Below are 18,789 nucleotides of genomic sequence, written 5' to 3' on the forward strand. Positions count from 1 at the left end.
AGCCCAACCGGGAAGGAAAGGTATGCCTGAAGAGCAAAGCGTCCGTGCCAGGAATGGCGCGGCCGATCCGCATGGATGCGGGAATCCTTTGCGATCAGGCATACCTTTCCTGACCTTTCTCATCAGCCAAAAGCAATTTGTATTAATCCACCATCAATAGAAATATCCACTGTCCTGCTTCTTAAAGCGATGCATCAGCCCAACCGGGAAGGAATGGTATGCCTGAAGAGCAAAGCGTCCGCGCCAGGGATGGCGCGGCCGATCCGCATGGATGCGGGAATCCTTTGCGATCAGGCATACCTTTCCTGACCCTGCTCCTTAATCTAAAGCGATTGTTTTTCCTGTCATACAAAAGAGAACCTAAGTCTTTGCTATAAATTAACCCTTTCATGAACTTGCACTTTCCCCCACCAGCCTGTATTGCTTGTAGCCTGACAAAACAAAGGTCGCCAGCGCCATGCAAATTGCCGAGCTAAACCAACATCCCGGCTTCGCCGGACAAACCGCACAACTGTTGCACACTGAATGGTCACACCTTCCTGCATGGTCTCACCCGCCTGCCATCCTTGAGCGTTTAAAACAGCGCAATCAGAAACCTTCGGCAGAATTTACTCTTATTGCCACACCGGATGGCGAAACGGTGGTCGCGACCTGTAGCGTCATTCGCTATGAACTGGATGACATTCCGGCACGAGAATTCTGGATTGGTGAGGTGGTGACGGACAAGGCATTCCGGGGTCAGGGCGTGGCAAAAGCGTTAATACAGCAGGCGATTGCGCGAGCCAGACAACAGCAGATGGGTGAACTGTGGCTCTATACACCCGATCAACAGGCGTACTATCAGCGTTCAGGATGGCAGGCGGTGGAACAGCGGCAAATCGCGGGTGAAGAGGTCACGGTAATGGTGCTGCCTCTGGCGCAGTAAAAGGCGGCTCCTGCGAGCCGCCATTGATCGGAGTACTGAAGAACTCAGGAAGGTAATCGCTTAACGGGCGCGTTCTGCTGACGATCCCAGATGACCGTCAGTAACCGCTGCAGGGCGATAAACGCAAACAGCAGAATTCCGATGGCGATCTTGGTCCACCAGGAACTCAGCGTACCGTCGAAGTTAATCCAGGTCTGAATCAGCCCCTGAATCAACACACCGAACAGCGTGCCCAAAACTGTACCGACACCACCCGACAGCAGCGTGCCGCCAATCACCACTGACGCGATCGCATCCAGCTCCACACCCAGCCCTGCCAGCGCATAACCTGCCGAGGTATAAATCGAGAACACGATCCCGGCCAGCGTCGCCAGCGTGGTGGAAAGCATATAAATCTTAATGGTGGTCGCACGGGTCGAAACGCCCATCAGCTGGGCGGATGTCATATTGCCACCGATGGCGTAAACCCGGTTACCAAAACGCGTGCGGTGCGCCAGAATAATCCCGCCAAACACCACCACCAGCATAATCACCGCCAGCAGGCTGAGACGCCCACCGCCCGGCACTTTCCACGCCAGACTGGAAAGCATGCTGTAGAACGGATGATCGATAGGAATTGAGTTCTCCGACACCAGATAACTGCATCCGCGCAGGAAAAACATCCCCGCCAGCGTAATGATAAATGCCGGAATCTTCAGCGCATCGATCAGCCAGCCCATCATGGCCCCGAACAGCGCGCCCAGCGACAGAATCAGCGCAAATGCCAGCAACGGATCGATATGAAAATCACCGATCGCCCGGGCAAGAAACACGCCGGTAAAGGCGATCACCGCACCCACCGACAGATCGATACCGCCCGATAAAATCACGAAGGTCATGCCGACGGCGATAATCCCGAGGAAAGCATTATCGGTCAGGATATTGCAGATTACACGGGTGGAGGCAAAGCCCGGAAACTGACTCAGACAAAACAGGTAACCCGCCACAAACACCAGCAAGGTGATCATCAGCGGAAGATGACGTTTAATCATGTCGGGCGTCTCCGTTTCAACATCGCAATAAACCGTGGTGACTGCAGCAACAGCACGCACATCACCACCACCGCTTTCACCACCTGATTCAGCTCAGGCGGGAAGCCGGAGAGCAAAATCCCGGTATTCATCGACTGAATAATCAGCGCGCCGATCAGCGACAACACCAGATTAAAGCGGCCACCCATCAGCGACGCACCGCCAATCACCACGGCGAGAATCGCATCCAGCTCCAGCCATAATCCGGCGTTATTAGCATCCGCACCGCGAATATCCGCCGCGACGATCAGTCCCGCAACAGCGGCACAAACGCCACTTATGGCGTAGGTTGACATTACCACCAGCCAGCCTGTCACCCCCGCATTACGGGCCGCGCGCAGGTTAATCCCCACGGCTTCGATAAACAGACCCAGCGCGGTTTTGCGCGTCAGCAACCAGACCGCCAGCGCTACCACCAGTGTGATCCAGACCGGGACCGGCAACATCCACAGCGAGCCGTTACCAAACCAGCCAAGACTGTCACTGTCGAACGTCACAATCTGCCCCTGCGTAATCAGCTGAGCGATTCCGCGCCCGGCGACCATCAGAATCAGCGTGGCAACAAATGGCTGAATACGCAGCAACGCCACCAGCACGCCATTCCATACGCCACAGGCTAAACCGGTTCCCAGCGTGCAGAGAATAATAAATGGCATACCGTGTCCGGCTACGGTCAATGTCGCAGCCGTCGCGCCTGCGATCGCCATCACCGCACCCACGGAAAGATCGATGCCGCCGGTGGCGATCACCAGCGTCATCCCGATCGCCAGCAGGGCAACCGGTGCCGCACGGTTAAGAATATCGATCGGACTGCCGAACAGACGCCCATCCTGCAGATGCACGGCAAAAAAGTTATTGGCCACCAGACTGTCAATCAACAGCACCAACAGCAGCGCGGCGATTTGCGGCATCCCTGGCGGGAGTTTCAGCTTACGACGTGGCGTTTTTTCAGATGTCATAGGGGACTCAAGCATGTTTTACCCCTCCGTCCGCGATAGCATTGACGATCGACGCTACCGAAAGCTGCTCCAGCGGAATTTCTGCCACCTGCTTCAGATCGCGCATAATCAACACCCGATCGGCATAACCGACCAGCTCTTCGAGTTCAGAGGAGATCACCAGCAGCGCCAGACCGTCGGCGCACAGGGATTCAATTAAACGGATAATCTCGGCGTGCGCGCCCACATCAATGCCGCGCGTCGGTTCGTCGAGGATTAAAAACTGCGGTTTGGTCACCAGCCAGCGCGACAGCAGCACCTTCTGCTGGTTGCCGCCCGATAACAGCTCCACAGGCTGCTCTGCATGCGGCGTACGAATACCCAGACTCTTGATAAAACGATCGGCAATCGCCTGCTGCTCGCGCTTCTTAATCGGCCGTAGCCAGCCGCGCTGCGCCTGCAACGCCAGAATAATATTTTCACGCACCGAGGCCGCGCCGATAATCCCGTCTGTCTTACGGTCTTCCGGGCAAAAACCCATGCCCAGCTGCGAGGCTTTCGCCGGATTAGTAATGCGCTGCACCTTGCCTTTGATCTTCGCTGTTCCTCGGTCGGCACGACGAATACCAAACAACACCTCGGCGGTTTCGGTGCGGCCCGAACCCAGCAGCCCCGCCAGTCCCACGACTTCGCCTGGACGAACTTCCAGGTTAAAGGGCTCGATGGTGCCTTTCCTGCCGTAATCCTCAAACGACACCACCGGCTGATTGCTGCGCAGCGTGCTGCCCTGCCGCTGCAGCGCCGTCTCCAGCAGTTCGCGACCCAGCATCAGCTTAATCAGCTCAATCTGCGGCAGCGTGGCGGTATCGCGGGTGGCGATAAACTGCCCGTTACGCAGCACGGTAATCCGGTCAGTAATGCGGTACACCTGGTCGAGAAAGTGCGTCACAAAAATCAGGCTCATCCCTTTGGCTTTTAACTGCGCCATCAGGGTAAACAGCATCTCAACCTCGCTGGCATCCAGACTGGCTGTCGGCTCATCCAGGATCAAAACCTGGGCGGAAAGATCGACCGCGCGGCAGATGGCGATAATCTGCTGCATCGCCACCGAGTAGTGGCCCAGCGGACGTGTCACATCGAGGGAAAAACCATAATTCCGCATCAGCGCATCGGCCTCCCGCACCATCCGGCGACGGTCGATCATGCCAAAGCGGCGCGGTTCACGGCCAATATAGAGGTTATCTGCCACCGACATGTTCGGCAGCATATTCACTTCCTGATAAACGGTGCCGATGCCCATCTCCTGCGCCTGCGCCGTATTATGCGGCGTAATCGGCTCACCATTCAGGGTGATGGTCCCTGCATCACGGCTGTAAACACCGGTCAGCACTTTAATCAGGGTGGACTTGCCGGCACCGTTCTCTCCCAGCAGCGCCATGATCTCCCCTTTACGGATATCAAAGGAAACATTATTCAGCGCTTTGACGCCGGGAAAACCTTTGCTGACGCCGCTGATGGATAACAGCGGTGTTTCATTTTGCGTGGTCATTCTGCTCACTCCGCCTCACGTCATGAAAAACCGCCCCGTAGGGCGGTCTGCGGCTGGTCTGCGGCTGATCGGTGAATCAGTAACCCATGCCTTTTTTGGTATCCAGCTCCTTCTGCGCGTCGGCAGGCAGGAACAGCTTAGATTCGGTCTTGATCACTTTTGGCGGCAGCGTGCCATCTTTCTTGAATTTTTCCAGCGCATCAAACGCCGGGCCAGCCATGTTTGGCGTCAGCTCCACGTTGGCGTTAGCCTCACCCGCCAGCATCGCTTTATAGATATCCGGTACACCATCAATCGAGCCGGACAGAATATCTTTGCCCGGTTTCAGGCCAGCTTCTTTAATCGCCTGAATGGCACCGATCGCCATATCATCGTTATGCGCGTAAACCATGCAGATGTTTTTGCCGTTGTTCTCTGCCTTGATAAAGCTCTCCATCACCTCTTTACCCTTACTGCGGGTAAAGTCACCCGACTGCGAGCGGATCACTTTAATGTTTGGATGGTTGCTGATCGCTTCAGCAAAGCCTTTCTTACGATCGATTGCCACGCTGGCACCCACCGTGCCCTGCAGTTCCACCACGTTACACTGCTTGTCGCCCACGGTTTTCACCAGCCAGTCGCCAATCAGCTTGCCTTCCAGCACGTTGTCAGCCGTCACCACCGCCTGATAGAGCGATTTGTCTTTTACCACAATGGCGCGGTCCAGCAGGTAAACCGGGATTTTGGCATCTTTGGCTTCTTCCAGTACCGGCTCCCAGCCGGTCTGCACCACCGGTGCGATGAAGATGGCATCAACGCCCTGAGCGATAAACGAACGTACTGCCTTGATCTGATTCTCTTGTTTCTGCTGTCCGTCGGCGATTTTCAGGGTGATTCCGCGTTTTTTGGCTTCGCTTTTCGCTACGTTGGTTTCCGCCGAACGCCAGCCAGATTCCGAACCTACCTGCGAGAAGCCGACCGTCATATCTGCAGCGAGTACCGGGCCGGTTAACGCGGCGCTGACCAGCGTGGTCAGAAGTAAACGTTTCCACATAGTTTTTAATCCTCTGAAAGGCGTTTGCTGTTTAGGGTAGAGAGCCTGCTTAGACTGGACTAAAAAAGCGTGCATAATGGCGACACACTTCACAAAACAGAGCAATTTAAAGGGGTTACGTGTAGTCACACGGTTTGGCTGACGAGGGAGTTATGGATAAAACGGCTGAGTAGAAAAAATCTGCTCGTTAAATAATTGTAATAAACAGAATCGCTTATGCTTACTTCCACTGGAAACGATTACAGCCAGGCGTACAAAACGGGTTATCCGGCCTGCGATGAACAAAAAATGGGATTTGTGATAGTCCGCACAGTAGATCGCTGGCCTGAGTCAGGCGCGAAACGTTTCTCTGGCACTAAGTGCAGAATGGTTAATTTTCCTGAGCTAAAAGGGTGAGAAAGAAGCCACTAATGCATTGTCAGCGCTGAATAAGAAAAAAAATAATATTTAACCTCTGCTTTTAAACGCTTTATGCCGGCTCTGTCCGTAATAAGTTAGTGAGGTGTTTAAGATAGAGACGCTGAGTTGCTGGCTCAGACAATAGTAAAAAAGCCAGATATGGAGTTTTAGTGACTAATAAGGTGCTTTTATCTGATTTTCGCCTTTTTTAAGCCGCATGATCTGGACAGCATAAGCTTGCCCCCTATACTGAGCACTCCTTTGTTACTTCTATCTGTTATGGCAATGATGACTGCGCACGATTACCTGCTTAAATTCCGCAAAGTAAATAATTCAGACAGTCTGGAAAAGCTTTTCGATCATCTTAATTACTCCCTGACGAATGATCTGGAAATCATCAATATGTACCGGGCTGCCGATCACCGACGTGCTGAACTGGTCTCTGGCGGACGGTTATATGATCTCGGCTGTGTCCCTAAAACGGTGTGGCGCTACGTGGTCTGATTTCCGGCTGATTTATCGCTGTTTATCCCGCTGATCTTGTCCGGATGGGCGTGCCCCTCTGGACATGTTATTCTGCTGCGCTTCGACTCCCCGAGACAGGAATAACCACGATGAATGAACAGGTTGCTGCGCCGCGTATTGGTGGCTGGCTTTTGCTGCCGCTGGCCTGGCTGATAATGACCCTGTTAACCACCGTTCTGGTGCTGGCGATGTATCTGACACCACTGTTTAATCCGGAATGGCGTGTGGCGCTGTTTTCTCACGGCAGCACACTCTTCTCTTACTGGGCTATTTCCCTGCTCACCGCCGTGGCGGTCTGGGCCTATAGTCTCTGGATCAGCTGGCTGTTCTTTAAGCGCTCCCGCCGCCTGCCGCGTCACTACCTGCTCTGGCTGCTGATTACCGTGCTGCTGGCGCTGAAAACCTTTGCCTTTACGCCGGTTACCGATAGCCGTGCCCTCCAGACATTACTGCTGTCGCTGCTGGCCGCTGCGGTGTTTGCGCCCTACTTCAAACGCTCAAAACGGGTAAAAACGACCTTTATCGCGCCATAACGCTGTGAGTTATGTCAGGAATTTAATTCTGAGTGCGGTCTGCCGCTCAGCAGATGGCGCAGGTGTTGAGATACGCCGCGCTATCAATGATAATAAGCCGCTTTCTGGCTCCCAGGCGAAAAAATGACCGATTATCTGCTTCTCTTTGTTGGCACCGTGCTGGTGAATAACTTCGTATTAGTGAAGTTTCTCGGCCTGTGTCCTTTTATGGGCGTTTCCAAAAAACTGGAAACGGCGATTGGCATGGGCCTCGCCACGACATTCGTCATTACCCTGGCCTCGATCTGCGCATGGCTGGTCAACCATCTGATCCTGCTGCCGCTGGATCTGGTCTATCTGCGTACCATGGCCTATATCCTGGTGATCGCCGTCGTGGTGCAGTTCACCGAAATGGTGGTGCGTAAAACCAGCCCGTCGCTCTATCGTCTGCTGGGTATCTTTCTGCCGCTGATCACCACCAACTGTGCGGTGCTGGGCGTACCTCTGCTGAGCGTCAACCTTAACCACACCTTTATGCAGGCCGCGCTGTATGGTTTCAGTGCCTCTATCGGCTTCTCGCTGGTGATGGTGCTGTTCGCCGGTATGCGCGAGCGGCTGGTGCTGGCTAATGTTCCTGCCCCGTTTAAAGGCAACTCCATCGCCCTGATTACCGCGGGCCTGATGGCGCTGGCGTTTATGGGCTTCAGCGGTCTGGTGAAATTCTGATGACCGCGATCTGGATTGCTGTTGCCGTATTAAGTGCGCTGAGCCTGGTGTTCGGCGCGCTGCTGGGTTACGCCTCGCGCCGCTTTGAGGTCGAAGAAGATCCTATCGTTGAGCAGATTGATGCCATCCTGCCGCAGAGCCAGTGCGGTCAGTGTGGCTATCCGGGTTGTCGTCCCTATGCGGATGCGGTCGGTAACAATGGTGAAGCGATCAATAAATGCGCGCCAGGTGGTGAGCAGACCATGCTCAAGCTGGCAGCCCTGCTTAACGTTGAACCGCAGCCAATTGATGGCGATGAAACGGCGAAAGAGCCGGTGCGCACCGTGGCGTTTATTGATGAAGCCAACTGCATTGGCTGCACCAAATGTATTCAGGCCTGTCCGGTGGATGCGATTGTCGGGGCAACCCGCGCCATGCACACCGTGCTGAGCGATGTCTGCACCGGCTGCGATCTCTGTGTCGCGCCCTGCCCGACTGACTGTATTGAAATGCGTCCGGTTGCCACCACGCCAGCTAACTGGAAGTGGGATTTAAATACCATTCCTGTACGGGTGATCCCGGTAGAAACTCATGCTTAATCTGTTTAACTTCCTGAAAAAAGAGAAGGTCTGGGATTTTCAGGGCGGTATTCATCCGCCTGAAATGAAAACCCAGTCCAACGGCACGCCGCTCAGCGAACTGCCGTTGCCGCACCGTTTTATTATCCCGCTGAAACAGCATATCGGACATGAAGGTGAGATCTGCGTTGCGCCTGGCGACAAAGTGCTGCGCGGTCAGCCTCTGACATTTGGCACTGGCCGCATGCTGCCAGTCCACGCGCCCACCTCCGGCGTGATTGAAGATATCGGTCAGCATATGACCGCGCACCCTTCAGGTCTCTCTGAGCTTTGCATTTTCCTGACGCCAGATGGCGACGACCGCTGGATGCCGCTGGATCCGCTGCCTGACTACCGTCAGCATCCGCGCGCCGACATTGTTCAGCGCATTCACGACGCCGGCATCGCCGGTCTCGGCGGCGCGGGTTTCCCCACCGCCACCAAACTGAAGGGCGGCCTGCGCGGGGTTAAAACCCTGATTATTAACGCGGCGGAGTGTGAACCTTATATCACCGCTGACGATCGTCTGATGCAGGACTACGCTGCCGAAGTCCTGGAAGGCAGCCGTATTCTCGCCTGGGTGTTACAGGCTGAACAGCTGCTGATTGGCATTGAAGATAACAAGCCTGAAGCCATTGCCGCACTGAAGCAGGCGCTGGGTAGCGAGCGTGATCTGCACATCCGGGTCATCCCGACCAAATATCCCTCCGGCGGTGCCAAGCAGTTGACCCGCATCCTGACCGGGAAGGAAGTGCCGCACGGCGGGCGTTCCTCCGATATCGGCGTGCTGATGCAGAACGTCGGCACCGCCTGGGCGGTTAAGCGGGCCATTATCAATGGTGAACCGATCACCGAACGCGTTGTGACGCTGACCGGCGAGGCGATTGCCCAGCCGCGTAACGTCTGGAGTCGTCTCGGCACCCCGATCAGCCATCTGTTACACCAGGTCGGGTTCACGCCTGCGCCGCGTCAGATGGTGATCATGGGCGGTCCGCTGATGGGCTTTACTCTGCCATCGCTGGATGTGCCAGTGGTGAAGATCACCAACTGTATTCTGGCTCCATCTGCCAGTGAAATGGGCAACAACGACGAAGAGCAGTCCTGCATTCGCTGTTCAGCCTGTGCCGATGCCTGTCCGGCCAAACTGCTGCCGCAACAGCTTTACTGGTACAGCCAGGGCGGCGATCACGATAAAGCGCGCGCTCACCATATTGATGACTGCATCGAATGTGGTGCCTGCGCCTATGTCTGCCCGAGCAACATTCCGCTGGTGCAATATTACCGTCAGGAAAAAGCGGAACTGCGCGCCATCGATCTGGAAGCGAAACGCACGCTGGAAGCCAAAGCACGCTTCGAAGCCCGTCAGGCGCGACTGGAGCGTGAAAAGCAGGCTCGTGAAGCGCGTCATGAAGAGGCGAAGCAACGCGTTGCCCGCACCGATACCAGCGAACTGGCTGCGGCCAAAGCGCGGGTGAAAGCCCGCCAGGCGGCCGAACCGGATGAGGCAACGCTTGAAGCCCAGCGTGAAGCCCGCCATGCGCAGGCGCGTCTGCGTCAGGCCGAGGCGCAGGCTGAAACCCAGCCGGTGACGCGTCAGACCGTCGATCCGCGTAAAGCGGCAGTTGAAGCGGCTATTGCCCGGGCGAAAGCGAAGAAAACAGTGCCGGTTGAGGCGGCGGATAACCAGGCTGAGGCCAGTGTCGATCCGCGTAAATCGGCAGTAGAAGCCGCCATCGCCCGCGCCAAAGCGAAGAAAGCCGCTCAGGCGGAAAACGCCGAGGCACCACAGGCCGCAACCGACAGCGCTGCAGACGCCGCACATGACGCCGCCGCTGAAAGCGATCCGCGTAAAGCCGCGGTTCAGGCCGCCATCGCCCGTGCCAAAGCGAAGAAAGCCGCACAGGCTGAAAATGCCGAGGCACCGCAGGCCGCAACCGACAGCGCTGCAGGCGCCGCGCCGGACGCCGCCGCTGATACCGATCCGCGTAAAGCCGCGGTTCAGGCCGCTATCGCCCGCGCCAAAGCGAAGAAAGCCGCACAGGCTGAAGCTGCCGAGGCACCGCAGGCCGCAACCGACAGCGCTGCAGACGCCGCCGCTGAAAGCGATCCGCGTAAAGCCGCAGTTCAGGCCGCCATCGCCCGCGCCAAAGCGAAGAAAGCCGCTCAGGCGGAAAGTGAGGCGGATGCCGCTTCACGTGATGCCGCAGCACTGGCTACCGCCGCGCATTTTGCGGTGGATAAAGCGGAGCAGGCCCAGGAGCAGGCAAACAACGCCAATGCAGAACCTGAACAGGCACCTGAACTGAATCAACCCGATGATGCGCGCAAGGCCGCTATTGCTGCCGCCATCGCCCGTGCCAAAGCGCGTAAAGCGCAGTCGTCTACGACGCTTGAGGATTAAATGGCTTTTCGTATCGCAAGTTCTCCTTACACCCATAATCGCCGCAGCACCGGCAATATCATGCTGCTGGTGGTGCTGGCCGCGGTGCCAGGTTTTGCTGCACAGTGTTATTTCTTTGGCTACGGCACCTTTTTACAGGTCTTACTGGCGACGCTGACCGCCTGGCTGACAGAGGCAGCGATTCTGCGACTGCGCAAAGCGCCCGTTGCCAGCACGCTGGCAGATAACTCGGCGCTGCTGACCGCCGTCCTGATCGGTATCAGCCTGCCGCCGCTGGCGCCGTGGTGGCTGGTGGTGATCGGTACCCTGTTTGCTGTCGTCATTGCGAAGCAGCTCTATGGCGGACTGGGCCAGAATCCGTTTAACCCGGCGATGGTCGGCTATGTGGTCCTGCTCATCTCCTTCCCGGTGCAGATGACCAGCTGGTTGCCGCCCGATACGCTTCAGGCGATCAAACCCGGGCTGATGGACAGCCTGAGCATGGTGTTCCAGGGCCACACGCTGGCGGGTGAAACCATGCAGCAGTTACAGATGGGTGTTGATGGCATCAGCCAGGCGACGCCGCTTGATACGTTTAAAACCGGTTTACGCGCGGGGCACAGTGCTGAACATCTGCTGGCGCAGCCGATTTACAGCGGCGTGCTGGCGGGCCTCGGCTGGCAGTGGGTTAACGTGGGTTATCTGGCCGGCGGCCTGTTCCTGCTTTGGAAAAATGCTATCCGCTGGCATGTCCCTGCCGCCATGCTGCTGTCACTGGCCTTCTGCGCGACGCTGGGCTGGTTCTTCTCACCAGAATCGCTGAACAGCCCGCTGATTCATCTTTTCTCCGGTGCCACCATGCTGGGTGCGTTCTTCATTGCCACCGATCCGGTGACCGCTTCAACCACCAACCGTGGCCGCCTGGTGTATGGCGCGCTGATTGGACTGCTGGTCTGGCTGATCCGCAGTTTTGGCGGTTATCCCGATGGCGTAGCGTTTGCTGTGCTGCTGGCGAACATCTGTGTGCCGCTCATCGATTACTACACCCAGCCGCGCGTTTACGGCCATCAGAAGGATTAAGCGATGCTGGAGACGATTCGCAAAAACGGGGTTACGCTGGCGATTTTTGCTGCGATCACTACCGCCGCCACGGCAGTGGTAAATACGGTAACCAAGCCGACGGTGGAACATCAGACCCTGTTGCAGCAGAAAAACCTGCTGGACCAGGTGGTGCCTGTTGAGCTTTATGACAACAACATCCAGCAGGACTGTTACGTTGTCACGGATGCAGCGCTGGGCAACAGTGCGCCGCATCATCTCTTCCTGGCGCGTAAAGGCGGCCAGCCGGTCGCGGCTGCGCTGGAGACGACTGCACCTGACGGCTATTCTGGTGCGATACAGATGCTGGTCGGTGCCGATTTCCAGGGTAAAGTATTGGGCGTGCGGGTGATTGAACACCACGAAACGCCCGGTCTGGGGGATAAGATCGAACTGCGTATCTCTGACTGGATCAACAGCTTTAATGGCAAAGTGGTTCATGGTCCGGCGGATAAAGCTTTTGCGGTTAAGAAAGATGGCGGTGAATTCGATCAGTTCACCGGTGCCACCATTACCCCACGCGCGGTGGTCAATGCAACCAAACGCACCGCGCTGTTAATGAAAACGCTTCCGGAGAGACTCTCTTCGTTACCGGTATGTGGAGACGCAAATGAGTGAAGCTAAAAGCCTGCTGGTCGGTGGATTATGGAAGAACAACTCAGCGCTGGTGCAGCTGCTGGGCCTCTGTCCGCTGCTGGCGGTCACGGCAACCGCCACCAACGCGCTGGGTTTAGGTCTGGCGACCACGCTGGTGCTGACCCTGACTAACAGTTTTATTTCCGCCTCGCGCCGCTGGGTGCCATCGGAAATTCGTATCCCGATATATGTGATGATCATCGCCTCGGTAGTGAGCTGTGTACAGATGCTGATCAACGCCTATGCCTATGGTCTTTATCAGTCGCTGGGGATTTTTATCCCGCTGATCGTGACCAACTGCATCGTGGTCGGTCGTGCTGAAGCCGTCGCCTCTAAAAGCAGCATTCCGCTTGCCGCGCTGGATGGCTTCGCCATCGGCATGGGCGCGACCTGCGCTATGGTGGTGCTGGGATCGCTGCGCGAAATTATCGGCAGCGGCACGCTGTTTAACGGTGCCGACCAGCTGCTCGGTCCCTGGGCGAAGTCGCTGCGTATCGAAGTGGTCCATTTCGACTCGCCAATGCTGCTGGCGATGCTGCCGCCAGGCGCCTTTATCGGCCTGGGCATGATGCTGGCGGGTAAATATCTGATCGATCAGAAGATGAAACAGCGGGCAGCACTGCGTGCTCAGGCGGCTGAAACCGCGCCGCCTCAGGACGCTGTCGGGAAACCGGTGTGAATCAGACCAAACGCACCGAAATTCTCCGTCGGCTGCAGCAGAATAATCCGCATCCGACCACCGAACTCAACTTCAGCACGCCATTTGAGTTGCTGATTGCGGTGCTGCTCTCGGCGCAGGCGACCGATGTCAGCGTGAACAAAGCCACCGCAAAGCTCTATCCGGTGGCCAACACGCCTGCCGCGATGCTGGCGCTGGGTGTGGATGGCGTGAAGGAGTACATTAAAACCATCGGCCTGTTTAACAGCAAAGCGGAAAATGTGATTAAAACCTGCCGCATTCTGCTTGAGCAGCACAACGGCGAAGTGCCGGAAGATCGTGCGGCACTGGAAGCCCTGCCCGGTGTCGGCCGTAAAACCGCCAATGTGGTGCTCAACACCGCCTTTGGCTGGCCGACGATAGCCGTCGATACCCATATCTTTCGCGTCAGCAACCGGACGAAATTTGCGCCGGGTAAGAATGTGGAAGAGGTGGAGCAGAAGCTGCTGAAGGTGGTTCCGGCGGCGTATAAGGTTGATTGCCATCACTGGCTGATTCTGCACGGCCGCTACACCTGCGTGGCGCGTAAACCCCGCTGTGGCTCCTGCCTGATTGAAGATCTCTGTGAGTATCCCGACAAAGTCGAGTGATTGCACTGATGAAAGACCCGCTGCGGCGGGTTTTTTATTATCCGGCGATCACCTCTGCTAACGCGTCTCCTGCCCGATCCCCCTTTTGCTGCTCTCCCTGTTCCTACGAATAACGGTACAGTTTGTCGGGTTGTTACATTGATGTTGATGATGGAGAATCGCCGCCCCTGACGATAAGAAAATGTTATGACACAGTGAGTAAAGTAATGAACAAAAGCGCTTCTGCCGGAAGCCATCCTCTGCGCCTGTTTCTGGCGCGCCTCTGGCCACATCCGCTGGCAGTGAGTAAAAAGCATGTGGTGATCGCCGGACTGGGTGCCGGTATCGGTTTAATCCTGACCAGCCTGCTGAGCCACTGGGTGCTGGGCGAGCTGAACCTGTGGTTTGTCGCGCCGGTCGGTGCCTCGGCGGTTTTACTCTTTGGTCTGCCCGCCAGTCCGCTGGCTCAGCCGTGGGCAATCGTCGGCGGCAACAGCCTGTCAGCGCTGGCGGGCGTTACCGTCAGCCAGCTAATCCCTGATCCTGCCCTTGCCTGCGGCGTCGCAGCCTGTGTGGCGATCCTGTTAATGTTCCAGCTGCGCTGTCTGCATCCGCCCGGCGGTGCCGTTGCGCTGACCGCTATTCTGGGCGGCCCTTCGGTGCAGCAGCTTGGATATCACTTTGTCCTGACGCCGATCCTGCTCAATTCACTGACCCTCGCCCTGCTGGCTCTGCTGTTTAATAATCTGGCCGGTCGTCGCTATCCGCATCCGCTGGCCCCGGAAGAAGTTAAACCCGATCCGGTAGCCATGCCGGTGCCGCTGACGCGCGCCGATCTGCATCAGGCTTTGCAGGACGGTGAACTGCTGGATATTGACGAGGATGATTTGCAGGCGCTGCTGCTGCGTGCTGAAGAGATTGCCCAGCGCCGTCAGTTCAGTGGCTGAAACCTGTCTGCCCGCACTGTTACATCTTTCACTGTCGGCGCGACTTCTGGCATTCAGGTCTCCCCTGAACCCTGGTCCTGAGAAGTTGATCGCTGCCACAGTTTTACTCTGCCGCTTCGCCCACGCCACTCCGTAACATACTGATAACACAACCGTCCAGGCCGTACGCCCATCGGCTCCTGGGCGGATGCCCATAGAGCTGGCCTTTTCAGCGCCCTACACTTTGCTCTTCTTTACGTTTCTCACGAGGAAGACCGATGGATAGCGCCTTGTCCCCGCAGCACGATGAGCTGATCGCCTCCGCCATCAAAAAGTTCTTCACCCATATCATCCCGATGCTGGTGGTGATGCTGATTATTAACCAGATAGACCGCGCCAATATTGGCTTTATCAAAGCGGAGTTGCGAACCGATGCCGGGATCAGCGCGGCGGCCTTTGGGCTGGGCGCGGGCCTCTTTTTTATCGGCTATGCGCTGTTTGAGGTGCCGAGCAACCTGATGATGAAGCGCTTCGGCGCCCGCGTCTGGCTGACGCGCATCATGATAACCTGGGGACTGGTGGTGGTCCTGACCGGTTTCGTCACCTCACCGATCCAGTTTTACCTGCTGCGTTTTTTACTTGGCGTAGCGGAAGCAGGCTTCTTTCCTGGCGTGCTGTTCTATTTTCGTCAGTGGGTGCCCAATGCCTGGCGCGGCCGCGCCACCGCGATGGTGCTGAGTGCCACCGCTGGCGCCTTTCTCTTCTCCGGCCCCATCACCGGCGCGATCCTGATGATGCACAATTTCATGGGGATTGCAGGCTGGAAGTGGGTGATGTTTCTCGAAGGCGGTGCGTCGGTGCTGGTCGGCATTCTCGCCGCCTGGGTGCTGGTGTCACGACCTGGCGAGGCGCGCTGGCTGAGTGCTGCGGAGAAACAGGCGCTGGTGCAGCAGCTGCAGAATGAAGAGGCGCAGCGTGACGAGCTTAACCGCGAGCCAGGCAAAATGTCGCTGCTACGTAATCGCAGCCTGCTGTTCTTCTGCGCGATCTTTTTCACTATGACCATGACCGGCTATACGCTGGTGTTCTGGCTGCCGCAGATTATTCAGCGCATTCAGGGCTTCAGCAGTTTTGGCATCGGCATTCTCACCGCCGTGCCCTGGCTGTGCGCCATTATTGCCATTAATCTGCTGAGCCGTTTTTCAGACCGCCACCGCGACAAGCTCGATAAAGCGCTGGGTGTCGCCATGCTGGTCGCGGCCTGCGGTACCTTTATGGCCACGCTGGGTTCCCCGTGGTTTGGCTTCCTGGCGATGATCGTGGCCTGTATCGGCTCGAAAGTCAGCGCGACCTTTTTCTGGCCGATGCCACAGGGAGAGCTGCCCGCCTCGATTGTCGCGCCGGGCATTGCGCTCGTGAATTCCGTTGGCAACCTTGGCGGCTTCTTCGCACCGACGGTGTTTGGCTATCTGGAGATGAAGACCGGCTCCACTACCGGCGGTCTCTATGCCCTGACCAGCGTCTCGCTGCTGACCGGGCTGTGGCTGCTGCTGCGCCGCAAGCCATCCCCGCCTTCCCTTGATCCTATGGAGAATCAACATGTCAGACAGTCCAGTCATTAAAACAATGCGGGTAGTGCCGGTCGCCGGATATGACAGCATGCTGCTGAACATTGGCGGCGCACACAACTGCTACTTTACCCGTATCCTGGTGATCCTGACTGACTCGGCTGGCCGTACCGGCGTCGGCGAAAGTCCCTGTCACGCTTCAACGCTGGCGCTGCTTGAGCGCTTTCGTCCGCAGATTGAGGGCAGCGAACTCCTGCGGCTGAATGCCACTATCGCCACGCTGTTTGCCAGCGACGCACGACACCAGCAGACCGCGCATACCGACGACATTCATATTCCGCAGATGAACCCGGAGAAGTTTTACAACGCCACCGCGGCGATTGAAGCGGCGCTGCTTGATCTGCTGGGTCAGCACCTGAATCTGCCGGTGGCCGAGTTACTTGCCAGCGGCAAGCAGCGCGATCGGGTGCCGGTCCTCGGCTATCTGTTCTATATCGCCGACCGTAACCTGACCAGCATGAACTATCAGGCGGGCCACGCGGGTGGTGATGCCTGGCTGCAACTGCGTCATGAGAAAGCGATGGACGCGGAAGGCGTGGTGCGGCTGGCGGAGGCGGCAGCGGATCGCTATGGTTTCCGCGATTTCAAACTCAAGGGCGGAGTCCATCACGGCGAAGTGGAAGTGGAGACGGTCAATGCCCTGCTGGCGCGCTTCCCGCAGGCGCGGGTAACGGTTGATCCTAACGCCAGCTGGTCGCTGGATGAGGCCATTTATTATGGCAAACAGCTGGCGGGCCGCATTCCCTATCTGGAAGATCCCTGCGGCGCGGAGCATGGCTATTCCGGTCGGGAAACGCTGGCAGAATTCAGGCGGGCCACCGGCATTCCGGTTGCCACGAATATGATCGCCAATGACTGGCGACAGTTGCAGCATGCGCTGCAGCTCAATGCCATCGACATTCCCCTGGCCGACCCACACTTCTGGACGATGCGTAACGCACACACCGTGGCGCAGCTCTGCCATGAGTGGGGCCTGACCACCGGCTGCCACTCAAACAACCACTTTGACGTGTCGCTGGCGATGGTGGCGCATCTGGGGGCAGCCGCACCCGGTGATCGCCTGACCGCCTTTGATACCCACTGGATCTGGCAGGATGGGCAGCAGCTGACGCAGCATGCGCCGCAGATTCGGGATGGCTATCTGGAACTGCCAGAGGGGTCAGGGCTGGGGATTACCCTGAATATGGAACGGGTTGAAGCGGCACATGCACTCTACAACTCGCTACCGGATAAAAACCGAAACGATGCGCTGGGCATGCAGTTTCTGATCGATAACTGGTCCTTTAACGCAAAACGCCCGGCCATGCTGCGCTGACGAGCATCGCCCTGTGACAGTGTCACAGGGCGATCGCGTTTAGCGTTGCGCCAGCGCCGCCTGCATCCAGGCAATCACCAGCGGAGAATCTTTGTCCTGCAGTGCGGCGCGTTCCGACTGAAACAGCGTCGCGACATAGAATGGGTGATCCGGAAGCTCCACGCCACGCACATCGCCCGCGTTGTCCCAGGCAGTAATGCGCAGCGTATTATCGCCCAGCGCTGCACTGAATTCCGGGTTAACACCAAAGTTACAGTGATAACCTTCATCACTCTCCAGCGCGCCATAGGCTCTGGCAATGCGTGACCCGGGTCCGAACCTCACCGCGCCGCGCTGTTCCACCAGCGAACAGCTCAGCGGGGCAATCACCATCCTCCCCTCGGTGTCTGTCTCGGCATGACTGGCATCCTGCCAGCCCAGTACGTTGCGCGCATACTCGATCAGCGCATACTGAAATCCACCGCAGGAGCCAAGAAAAGGCTTTCCGGTTTCACGCACCCAGCGGAGTGTTTCAAACACGCCGGCATCATTTCGATAGGGGCTACCGGGCACCACCCAGACGGCGTCGCTGAGTTGCAGTTCTGACTCATCCAGTCGGTCAGTGGCGATCCACTCCGCTTCAGCGGTGATATTCAGCCAGCGGGCAGCACGTTCAATAGCAAGGGGGATAGCCTGATGGGCAACCGCATCGGCGCGGTAGTCACCAACCAGAGATAAACGCAGGGGGGACGACATAAACAGATCCTTCTCGGGGAAATTGAGAGGTTACAGTAATGTTAATTTTCTGTCGAGGGCGAGCTGAAAGCGGATTATCGCGATACGTTTTTTAACACGCACGGGCGGCTTTTCACCGGCAGGCTGAGCTGATTTTTATCTTGCCTGCGCCTGCGAGCCCCCTCAGCTCCCGCGTCAGACGAGACGACGCAACCGGTTTCTTTTTTTCCTTTCTGAAATAAATCATCTGTTTGTGCACAGGATCATCATTTGACGGTTTTTGCGGCAATGCCAGGCGTGTAATGTCCGATAATTCGGCAGATTGACTGTGAATTAATCAGCAACCTGCCGTTAGTGCTGCCTGATTATCATTCAGCAAACTATTTATCTGGTTAACCGCGCATTAGCAGTTAATGTTAATACTCTCCAGTGCGAGGCGCTTATCCAGCGTTTATGCGCTGCTATTTTCACTACACTCAAAATTAAAAACCAATTAACAGTTTGCTATAAGTTTTTTAACCCAACATTCCAG

The 18,789-nt window shown here is 56.9% G+C and carries 18 protein-coding genes; 13 read left to right on the forward strand and 5 right to left on the reverse strand.

Annotated elements, in window-relative coordinates; all coding sequences use genetic code 11:
* Positions 1 to 457: 457 nt before the first annotated feature.
* On the forward strand, positions 458 to 925 hold the full coding sequence (locus OK412_RS09010; protein WP_033779243.1) for a GNAT family N-acetyltransferase: 468 nt from the start codon (positions 458 to 460) through the stop codon (positions 923 to 925).
* Positions 926 to 969: 44 nt separating this feature from the next.
* Here the strand turns inward: OK412_RS09010 and yjfF are convergent, their stop codons facing one another.
* From yjfF to ytfQ, 4 genes are all read right to left on the reverse strand, one after another.
* Positions 970 to 1,956, reverse strand: a complete 987-nt coding sequence (gene yjfF / locus OK412_RS09015; protein ID WP_010670080.1) for a galactofuranose ABC transporter, permease protein YjfF — start codon at positions 1,954 to 1,956, stop codon at positions 970 to 972.
* Entirely contained in the window at positions 1,953 to 2,969 is a 1,017-nt protein-coding gene (ytfT, locus tag OK412_RS09020; RefSeq protein WP_264353096.1) for a galactofuranose ABC transporter, ATP-binding protein YtfT, read from the reverse strand. Before ytfT ends, yjfF begins: the two co-directional genes overlap by 4 nt.
* Positions 2,962 to 4,482 (reverse strand): sugar ABC transporter ATP-binding protein, encoded by a 1,521-nt coding sequence (locus tag OK412_RS09025; protein ID WP_010245377.1) that lies wholly within the window; start codon positions 4,480 to 4,482, stop codon positions 2,962 to 2,964. Before OK412_RS09025 ends, ytfT begins: the two co-directional genes overlap by 8 nt.
* Before the next feature lie 76 nt (positions 4,483 to 4,558).
* On the reverse strand, positions 4,559 to 5,515 hold the full coding sequence (gene ytfQ / locus OK412_RS09030) for a galactofuranose ABC transporter, galactofuranose-binding protein YtfQ (protein ID WP_264353097.1): 957 nt from the start codon (positions 5,513 to 5,515) through the stop codon (positions 4,559 to 4,561).
* Between the two features lie 687 nt (positions 5,516 to 6,202).
* Between ytfQ and ydgT the strand changes: the two genes are divergently transcribed.
* The 12 genes from ydgT (at position 6,203) to OK412_RS09090 (ending at position 17,543) form a co-directional block, all read left to right on the forward strand.
* Positions 6,203 to 6,418, forward strand: coding sequence for a transcription modulator YdgT (ydgT, locus tag OK412_RS09035; protein WP_003853427.1), 216 nt, complete (start codon positions 6,203 to 6,205; stop codon positions 6,416 to 6,418).
* 110 nt (positions 6,419 to 6,528) lie between these two features.
* Positions 6,529 to 6,972, forward strand: coding sequence for a DUF2569 domain-containing protein (locus OK412_RS09040; RefSeq protein WP_010245382.1), 444 nt, complete (start codon positions 6,529 to 6,531; stop codon positions 6,970 to 6,972).
* 123 nt (positions 6,973 to 7,095) lie between these two features.
* Positions 7,096 to 7,677 carry an electron transport complex subunit RsxA gene (gene rsxA / locus OK412_RS09045; protein WP_003853423.1) on the forward strand — a complete coding sequence of 194 codons (582 nt, stop codon included), beginning with the start codon at positions 7,096 to 7,098 and terminating at the stop codon, positions 7,675 to 7,677.
* Positions 7,677 to 8,255: an electron transport complex subunit RsxB gene (gene rsxB, locus OK412_RS09050; RefSeq protein ID WP_010245386.1), complete on the forward strand. Its 579-nt coding sequence runs from the start codon at positions 7,677 to 7,679 to the stop codon at positions 8,253 to 8,255. Before rsxA ends, rsxB begins: the two co-directional genes overlap by 1 nt.
* A complete protein-coding gene (gene rsxC / locus OK412_RS09055) occupies positions 8,248 to 10,674 on the forward strand; it encodes an electron transport complex subunit RsxC (protein WP_264353098.1) in 2,427 nt (808 codons plus the stop codon). Before rsxB ends, rsxC begins: the two co-directional genes overlap by 8 nt.
* Entirely contained in the window at positions 10,675 to 11,733 is a 1,059-nt protein-coding gene (rsxD, locus tag OK412_RS09060; RefSeq protein WP_010670076.1) for an electron transport complex subunit RsxD, read from the forward strand. It abuts the gene before it with no gap.
* A 3-nt stretch (positions 11,734 to 11,736) separates the two neighbouring features.
* Entirely contained in the window at positions 11,737 to 12,369 is a 633-nt protein-coding gene (rsxG, locus tag OK412_RS09065; protein WP_010245397.1) for an electron transport complex subunit RsxG, read from the forward strand.
* Complete coding sequence (locus tag OK412_RS09070; protein WP_010245400.1) at positions 12,362 to 13,066, forward strand: electron transport complex subunit E; 705 nt, start codon at positions 12,362 to 12,364, stop codon at positions 13,064 to 13,066. Before rsxG ends, OK412_RS09070 begins: the two co-directional genes overlap by 8 nt.
* Positions 13,063 to 13,695, forward strand: coding sequence for an endonuclease III (gene nth, locus OK412_RS09075; RefSeq protein WP_010245402.1), 633 nt, complete (start codon positions 13,063 to 13,065; stop codon positions 13,693 to 13,695). Before OK412_RS09070 ends, nth begins: the two co-directional genes overlap by 4 nt.
* Positions 13,696 to 13,901: 206 nt before the next feature.
* Positions 13,902 to 14,621 (forward strand): HPP family protein, encoded by a 720-nt coding sequence (locus OK412_RS09080; RefSeq protein WP_010670074.1) that lies wholly within the window; start codon positions 13,902 to 13,904, stop codon positions 14,619 to 14,621.
* A 257-nt stretch (positions 14,622 to 14,878) separates the two neighbouring features.
* On the forward strand, positions 14,879 to 16,222 hold the full coding sequence (locus OK412_RS09085) for an MFS transporter (protein ID WP_010245410.1): 1,344 nt from the start codon (positions 14,879 to 14,881) through the stop codon (positions 16,220 to 16,222).
* Positions 16,200 to 17,543, forward strand: a complete 1,344-nt coding sequence (locus OK412_RS09090; protein WP_033757537.1) for an enolase C-terminal domain-like protein — start codon at positions 16,200 to 16,202, stop codon at positions 17,541 to 17,543. The genes OK412_RS09085 and OK412_RS09090 overlap by 23 nt, the downstream gene beginning before the upstream one ends.
* A 39-nt stretch (positions 17,544 to 17,582) precedes the next feature.
* On the opposite strand, the gene OK412_RS09095 is transcribed toward OK412_RS09090, so the two are convergent.
* Positions 17,583 to 18,278 (reverse strand): CTP synthase, encoded by a 696-nt coding sequence (locus tag OK412_RS09095; RefSeq protein WP_033757534.1) that lies wholly within the window; start codon positions 18,276 to 18,278, stop codon positions 17,583 to 17,585.
* Positions 18,279 to 18,789 lie beyond the last annotated feature (511 nt).

It is taken from the genome of Pantoea sp. JV6 (assembly GCF_025910055.1).
Lineage (GTDB): Bacteria > Pseudomonadota > Gammaproteobacteria > Enterobacterales > Enterobacteriaceae > Pantoea > Pantoea agglomerans.

Excerpts from the sequence above, each read along its gene's own strand:
- rsxA (WP_003853423.1), top strand. The coding sequence starts at position 7,096 with ATGACCGATTATCTGCTTCTCTTTGTTGGCACCGTGCTGGTGAATAAC.
- OK412_RS09095 (WP_033757534.1), bottom strand. The coding sequence starts at position 18,278 with ATGTCGTCCCCCCTGCGTTTATCTCTGGTTGGTGACTACCGCGCCGAT.
- rsxC (WP_264353098.1), top strand. The coding sequence starts at position 8,248 with ATGCTTAATCTGTTTAACTTCCTGAAAAAAGAGAAGGTCTGGGATTTT.
- OK412_RS09070 (WP_010245400.1), top strand. The coding sequence starts at position 12,362 with ATGAGTGAAGCTAAAAGCCTGCTGGTCGGTGGATTATGGAAGAACAAC.
- OK412_RS09090 (WP_033757537.1), top strand. The coding sequence starts at position 16,200 with ATGTCAGACAGTCCAGTCATTAAAACAATGCGGGTAGTGCCGGTCGCC.
- rsxD (WP_010670076.1), top strand. The coding sequence starts at position 10,675 with ATGGCTTTTCGTATCGCAAGTTCTCCTTACACCCATAATCGCCGCAGC.
- ytfQ (WP_264353097.1), bottom strand. The coding sequence starts at position 5,515 with ATGTGGAAACGTTTACTTCTGACCACGCTGGTCAGCGCCGCGTTAACC.
- OK412_RS09040 (WP_010245382.1), top strand. The coding sequence starts at position 6,529 with ATGAATGAACAGGTTGCTGCGCCGCGTATTGGTGGCTGGCTTTTGCTG.
- OK412_RS09025 (WP_010245377.1), bottom strand. The coding sequence starts at position 4,482 with ATGACCACGCAAAATGAAACACCGCTGTTATCCATCAGCGGCGTCAGC.
- ydgT (WP_003853427.1), top strand. The coding sequence starts at position 6,203 with ATGACTGCGCACGATTACCTGCTTAAATTCCGCAAAGTAAATAATTCA.
- ytfT (WP_264353096.1), bottom strand. The coding sequence starts at position 2,969 with ATGCTTGAGTCCCCTATGACATCTGAAAAAACGCCACGTCGTAAGCTG.
- yjfF (WP_010670080.1), bottom strand. The coding sequence starts at position 1,956 with ATGATTAAACGTCATCTTCCGCTGATGATCACCTTGCTGGTGTTTGTG.
- OK412_RS09010 (WP_033779243.1), top strand. The coding sequence starts at position 458 with ATGCAAATTGCCGAGCTAAACCAACATCCCGGCTTCGCCGGACAAACC.
- rsxG (WP_010245397.1), top strand. The coding sequence starts at position 11,737 with ATGCTGGAGACGATTCGCAAAAACGGGGTTACGCTGGCGATTTTTGCT.
- rsxB (WP_010245386.1), top strand. The coding sequence starts at position 7,677 with ATGACCGCGATCTGGATTGCTGTTGCCGTATTAAGTGCGCTGAGCCTG.
- OK412_RS09080 (WP_010670074.1), top strand. The coding sequence starts at position 13,902 with ATGAACAAAAGCGCTTCTGCCGGAAGCCATCCTCTGCGCCTGTTTCTG.
- OK412_RS09085 (WP_010245410.1), top strand. The coding sequence starts at position 14,879 with ATGGATAGCGCCTTGTCCCCGCAGCACGATGAGCTGATCGCCTCCGCC.